This window comes from Kitasatospora nipponensis, assembly GCF_039528135.1.
Lineage (GTDB): Bacteria > Actinomycetota > Actinomycetes > Streptomycetales > Streptomycetaceae > Kitasatospora > Kitasatospora nipponensis.
Map to the genome: position 1 here is coordinate 1 of NZ_BAAALF010000316.1, position 5,509 is coordinate 5,509.

Consider the following 5,509-nt stretch of genomic DNA (forward strand, 5'->3'; position numbering starts at 1 on the left):
CGCGCCGCCCGCTCGCCGCCCCGGCCACCGCCCCGCTCGCCGCACCGGTCGCGCCGGTGGCACCGGGCGAGCGCGGCTGAGCCACCATGGACCTCATGTCACCAGCACCCCTGTGGATCGCCGGCGCCGGCGGGGTCGGCCGCGGGGCGCTCGACACCGCCCCGGCGGCGAGCCGCCCGGTCGCCGGCTTCCTCGACGACCGCGCCACCGCCACCGGGTCCGACCCCGCCACCGACCCCGCCACCGGCCCCGGTGGCCTGCCGCTGCTGGCCCCGGCCGCCGTGCCGCCCGGGGCGCACTACCTGGTCGCGATCGCCGATCCGGCCGTCCGCCTGCGGCTGGCCGCCCTGCTCGAAGCACGCGGCGCGCAACCGTGCGCCCCGCTGGTGCACCCGCGCGCGATCCTGGCGCCGAGCGCCGCGCTGGCGGCGGGCTGCCTGGTGATGGGGGGCGCGTACCTCTCCTGCGACGTCCGGCTCGGAGCGCACGCCCAGGTCCACTACAACGCGACGGTCGGCCACGACAGCGTGCTGGGCGAGCGGGTGACGGTCTACCCGGGCGGCAACGTCTCCGGCGCGGTCCACCTGGCCGACGGCGCGACGGTGGGCAGCAACGCGGTGGTGCTGCAGGGCCGCACGGTCGGGGCGGACGCCTTCGTGGGCGCGGCGGCCGTGGTCACCCGCGACGTCGCGCCGGGCACGGTGGTGGTCGGCTCCCCGGCCCGCCCGCTGGCCCGGTCCGCCCGGACCTGACCCCGCCCGACCCGCCACCCGCCGGTCAGCGGCCGGTCGTCACTGAGCGCGGAACCACTGCGCGGTGCGCTCCAGGCCCGGCCGCAGCGCGACCGGCCGCACCTGCGGGAAGAGCTCCCGCAGCCGGGTGTTGTCGGCCTGCGAGTCGCGCACGTCACCGGCCCGCGGCTCGGTGTGCCGCACGGCCGGCGGGCTGCCGAGCACGACGCCGAGCTCGGCCACCAGCTCCAGCAGGGTGGTTCTGGTGCCGAAGGCCAGGTTGACCGGGTCCGGGTGGACCACCCGGCGCAGCACCGCCTCGCAGAGCACCTCGGCCACCGTGCCGACGTAGGTGAAGTCCCGGCTCTGCCCGCCGTCGCCGTGCACGGTCAGCTGCCGGCCGGCCAGCGCGGCCTCCAGGAAGGCGGGCACCACGGCCGCGTACGCGTGCCCGGCCGGCTGCAGCGGCCCGAAGACGTTGAAGAAGCGCAGCGGCAGCACGCCCAGCCCGTAGCAGTGGTGGTACGCCGCCAGGTACGCCTCGGTGGCCAGCTTGCTCACCGCGTACGGGCTCATCGGTGCGGTGCGCATGGTCTCGCGCTTGGGCAGCTCCCGGTTCGCCCCGTACACGGAGGACGACGACGCCGCCGCGACGTAGAGCCCGCCGGCCCGCCGGGCCGCCTCCAGCACCTGCAGCGTGCCGGTGGCGTTGGCGTGGTGACTGGCCAGCGGATCGGCCACCGAGCGCGGTACGGAGGGCAGGGCGGCCAGGTGCACCACGGCGTCCGCACCGCGCATCGCCTCGTCCAGCAGGTCGGCGTCGAGGATCGAGCCCTCGTGCAGGGTCACCGCCAGCCCGGTCAGGTTGGCCTTGCGGCCGGTGCTGAAGTCGTCCACCACGCGGACCTCGGTGATCTCGGGCCGCGCCAGCAGGGCGGCCGAGAGGTTGGCCCCGATGAATCCGGCCCCACCGGTGACGACCACGCGCATGACAGGGATTCCCCTCCGACGACGACGATTCTCACTGGACGGATACCACCGGTGCCGATGGTAGCCGCCCGGACACGTTCGGTGGGCCCCTTCGGGCACCTGTTCTCCTGACGGCCCGTCACATCCGGCCGTCCGCACCCGCGGACCGCCCGCCGGCGGGCGTCAGGCCTTGCGCTGGCGGTAGGTCTCCTCCGCGGCGTCCAGCACCGCCGTCAGGTCCCCGCCGGCGGTGGCGGTCAGCACCGCGGCCACCGCGCCCTCCACGAAGGGGGCGTCGGCGAACCGCACCGGGAACGGCAGTCCGTGCTCGTCCGCCGCCGCCAGCAGGGCCGCGACCGTGTGGACCGCGTCCGGCAGGTCGGCCAGCACCGCCACGCCGTGGCCCTGGTCCACCCGCCGGGCCGCCGCCGCGATCAGCAGCGCGCTGCTGCCCAGCCCGTCGTCCGGGTGGCCGCCGGTGGCCGCCACCGGCGCGGGGTCCTCGCCCTGGGCCATCGCCCGGGCCAGGTCGGCCACGTCCTCGGCCAGGTCGCGGCTCTGCGAGACCAGCACCACGCCCACCCGGCCCAGCGCGCCCGCGCGCACCGGCGACTGGCTCGGCACCCGCGCGACCGAGGGCGCCTCCCTGATCGGGATGACGTCCGCCCCCGTGCTGTCCCGTTGGCCCATCGGCTGCTCCCAGCTCTCCCCGCGCTCGCGGCTCCCGCTCCGGTCCAGCCCCAACTGTGGCAAATCGGACCCGTCGCGTCCCGCGCCCGCGCCGTAGCCGCCGCCACCAATCCGTCGCACCGCCGCCGGGTCACCTGCTGCGCCCTAGCACGGCGGACCCGGTGCGCGGGGTCGGTGCGGGCACACTGCGCCCGACCGGAGGAGTCCGCCGCGAGCACCGGTCGGGCGGGCCCCGGACCGATAGCCTGATCGCTCTGAACGACTCGGGAGGAGCAATCAGCGTGGCACACCAGACGGACACCGACGCGGCGCAACGGGGCGGGGCCGAGCAGGGCGAGGCGAGCGTTCCGCCGGCGCGCAAGCCCACGTTGGACACCACCGGGGCCGAGTGGCTCTCCGCCAAGCAGGAGGACGGTTCGCCCGGCGACGTCCAGATCGCCTTCGTGGACGGGTACATCGCGATGCGCGACGGGCGGTTCCCGGACGGCCCGGTGCTGGTCTTCACCCCGGCCGAGTGGCGCGCCTTCGTACTCGGCGCCCAGGACGGCGAGTTCGACCTGACCTGAGACGCGCCCGGAGGTCGCTCCGGGAAATGGCAGACGCCGTGCCGACCGCCCCCACGCGGTCGTGCACGGCGTCTGCTGTTTCGGCTCGGCTCGCGAGGCCGGGCCTCTCCCGCGGTTCCCCGAGAACGGTCCGGATGGGCCGTCCTCGCCGGGAGGCTGGCAGCGGGGCCACGGGGGCCCAGGCTGCCGTGCCCGGGATCCGAACGCCCCCACGCGTCGGTGTCCCGGGCATGGTCCGCGAGTGCGACGGGTCGGGGAACCCGCGAACCAGGCTTTGGGTGAATTGTCAGGGTGTGCTGTGCGGTGCAGCGGCTGAACGACGATGTGCGTTGGCTGTGATGAGCGCACGCGAATGCGCCACAGCAGACCACCCCCACGTGGAACTTGTCCACAGCAGCTGCCGTACATCCGCGACCGTAGCCCGGACGGTTGCTCAGCGTCAACATTCGTCTCGGAGCGTGGAGCTCCGGGTCGACAAGGCGACTCACGGGCGGCCGCCCGGTGCGGACCGGCCGGGCGGGTGCACGTACGATGGCGGCATGTCTTTTCTCCGCCGACGCTCCGGCACCCCAGCGGGCCCGGACTTCGACGTCCTCGCGATGGACCCGGGCGACTGGCCCGGGCTCTTCGGCGCCGCGGTGATGACCGGCCCCGACGGCTCCTGCCAGGGAATCTTCCTGCGGTACGACCTGTTCGGCGGCCGCGGCCCGGCGATGTTCATCGGCAACCTGCCGCAGGGCTCACCGGCCCGGGACACCGCCGACGGCGTGCCGTTCGAGGTCAGACAGCTGCTCGCCGCGCTGGAGAACGACGAGCCGGTGGAGCTGGTCTCCGCCGAGGACTTCCCGGTGATGCTCGGGGACGACCTGCTGATCGTGAAGAAGGTCAAGGTCAGCGAGGAGCGGGTGTTCTGCGCCCAGTTCGACCGCAGCGACCAGGTCCAGGTCACCATCGCCTCCTGGGACCGGCCGATCGCCGACGATCTCTACCAGCTGCTCAAGCCGCTGCCGGCCGATCTCTTCAACGGCTCCTGACCTGCCCGTTCACCGTGGCCACGGCGGCGCTTGACGCCGTCGATCAACCCTTCGTACAGTCACGAGCATGCCGCCCCGCCGCCCGTCGCCGACCTGCCTGCGGCCCGTGGTCAGGCGCGCCCTCTCCAGCTACCTGGACCTGGGGCGGACCGCCAGCGCGCTCTGTCGGTAGCGCCCGTCCGGCCGCGTCGTCCCCGCGGCCCCGGTCGGCCCCGGTGCCCCGCCGCCCGGGACGGCCGCCGCGCCTGCCGTTCCCGCACGCTCCCCAGCGCTGTCCAGCCGCCGCCGGCTGCGGCGCCCCCCATGCCGGCCGCCCGGAGGCAGCGCCATGAGTACCCGCACCGACGATCCCGCCGTTCCCGGCCCGTCCACCGCAACGCGATCGGCGCTGGCCACCGCCCTCGCCGGGCTGCCGCGGGTGGTCGACCTGCTGGCCGCGCGGGCCGAGGAGCACGACCGCGACGCGACCTTCCCCTACCAGGGCATCGAGGCGGTGCACGAGGCCGGCCTGCTGACCCTGACGGTCGGTCAGCGCTTCGGCGGACCGGGTGGAAGTTTGGCCGACACCGTCCGCGTGTTGGCCGAACTCGGCCGTGGGGACGCCTCGGTGGCGCTGCTCACGGCCTTCACGCTGCTGCTGCACGCCGAGCAGGCCCGCACCGGCCGTTGGCCCACGGCGGCGTACCGCAAGCTGCTCACCGAGTCCCGGCGCGGCCCGGCGCTGGTCGACACGCTCTGGGCGGAGCCGGCCGAGGGACCGCGCACGGTGGCCCAACGGGACGGCGACGGCTGGCTGCTGACGGGACGCAAGACCGGCTGCACCGGCGCGGAGGCGCTGGCCTGGATGGCGGTGGTGGCCCGGACCGACGAGGCGCAGCCGCGGACGGGAACCTTCCTGGTCCGCGGCGACAGTGCGGGGGTCGAGGTCGACCCGGGCGCCGAGCAGTTGGGCCTGCGGGCCGGCGCCGGCCACGACGTGCTGCTGCGCGCGGTCCGGGTGCCCGCCGAGGCGGCGCTGGGGCTGGCCCCCGCACCGGTCGACCCCGGGCCCGGTCCGACCGGCCCGGTGCGCACCGATCCGGCGGCGGCGATCACCGCGTCCTGGCGGGACCTGGCGCTGGCGGCCGTGCAACTCGGCGTAGCCCAGGCGGCGCGCGACTGGCTGGCCCGCTTCCTGGCCCGCCCGGTCGCGGGGGAGCCGCTCGGCGTCCCGCCGCGCCGCCAGGAGACGCTGGGCGAGCTGGAGACGGCGCTGATCGGCGCCGAGGAACTGCTGGCGGGGCTGGCCGCGCGGATCGACGCGGGGGAGGCGGGCGCCCTCGGGCGGACCGGTCCCGCGCACCTGCTGGTCAGCCGGGCGGTGGTGGAGGCGGTGCAGCGCGCGGTCGAGGTGACCGGCGCGGCGGGCCTGAGCCGGCGTCATCCGCTGGAGCGCTACCTGCGGGACGCGCTCAGCGGGCGGTCGCACTGTCCGCCGCCGGACGTGGTGCTCGCCGCCGCCGGGTGCACGGCGCTGGCC

General features: G+C 76.0%; 6 protein-coding genes. 4 read left to right on the forward strand and 2 right to left on the reverse strand.

Going from position 1 to position 5,509, the window contains the following annotated elements; translation table 11 throughout:
* Nucleotides 1–95 precede the first annotated feature (95 nt).
* On the forward strand, nt 96–752 hold the full coding sequence (locus ABD323_RS39175) for a NeuD/PglB/VioB family sugar acetyltransferase (RefSeq protein WP_344446879.1): 657 nt from the start codon (nt 96–98) through the stop codon (nt 750–752).
* Nucleotides 753–791: 39 nt separating this feature from the next.
* On the opposite strand, the gene ABD323_RS39180 is transcribed toward ABD323_RS39175, so the two are convergent.
* Together ABD323_RS39180 and ABD323_RS39185 are read right to left on the reverse strand one after the other, a co-directional pair.
* Nucleotides 792–1,721 (reverse strand): NAD-dependent epimerase/dehydratase family protein, encoded by a 930-nt coding sequence (locus tag ABD323_RS39180; RefSeq protein WP_344446880.1) that lies wholly within the window; start codon nt 1,719–1,721, stop codon nt 792–794.
* Between the two features lie 162 nt (nt 1,722–1,883).
* Entirely contained in the window at nt 1,884–2,390 is a 507-nt protein-coding gene (locus ABD323_RS39185; protein WP_344446881.1) for a PTS-dependent dihydroxyacetone kinase phosphotransferase subunit DhaM, read from the reverse strand.
* Between the two features lie 281 nt (nt 2,391–2,671).
* On the opposite strand from ABD323_RS39185, the gene ABD323_RS39190 reads away from it, so the two are divergent.
* The 3 genes from ABD323_RS39190 to ABD323_RS39200 form a co-directional block, all read left to right on the forward strand.
* A complete protein-coding gene (locus ABD323_RS39190) occupies nt 2,672–2,956 on the forward strand; it encodes a DUF397 domain-containing protein (RefSeq protein ID WP_425556314.1) in 285 nt (94 codons plus the stop codon).
* A gap of 539 nt (nt 2,957–3,495) precedes the next feature.
* Complete coding sequence (locus ABD323_RS39195) at nt 3,496–3,990, forward strand: hypothetical protein (protein WP_344446882.1); 495 nt, start codon at nt 3,496–3,498, stop codon at nt 3,988–3,990.
* Between the two features lie 328 nt (nt 3,991–4,318).
* Nucleotides 4,319–5,509: acyl-CoA dehydrogenase family protein (locus ABD323_RS39200; RefSeq protein WP_344446883.1), on the forward strand; the 1,191-nt coding region annotated here is incomplete at its 3' end.

Coding starts and splice junctions, on each gene's coding strand:
- ABD323_RS39175 (WP_344446879.1), top strand. CDS start 96: ATGTCACCAGCACCCCTGTGGATCGCCGGCGCCGGCGGGGTCGGCCGC.
- ABD323_RS39180 (WP_344446880.1), bottom strand. CDS start 1,721: ATGCGCGTGGTCGTCACCGGTGGGGCCGGATTCATCGGGGCCAACCTC.
- ABD323_RS39185 (WP_344446881.1), bottom strand. CDS start 2,390: ATGGGCCAACGGGACAGCACGGGGGCGGACGTCATCCCGATCAGGGAG.
- ABD323_RS39195 (WP_344446882.1), top strand. CDS start 3,496: ATGTCTTTTCTCCGCCGACGCTCCGGCACCCCAGCGGGCCCGGACTTC.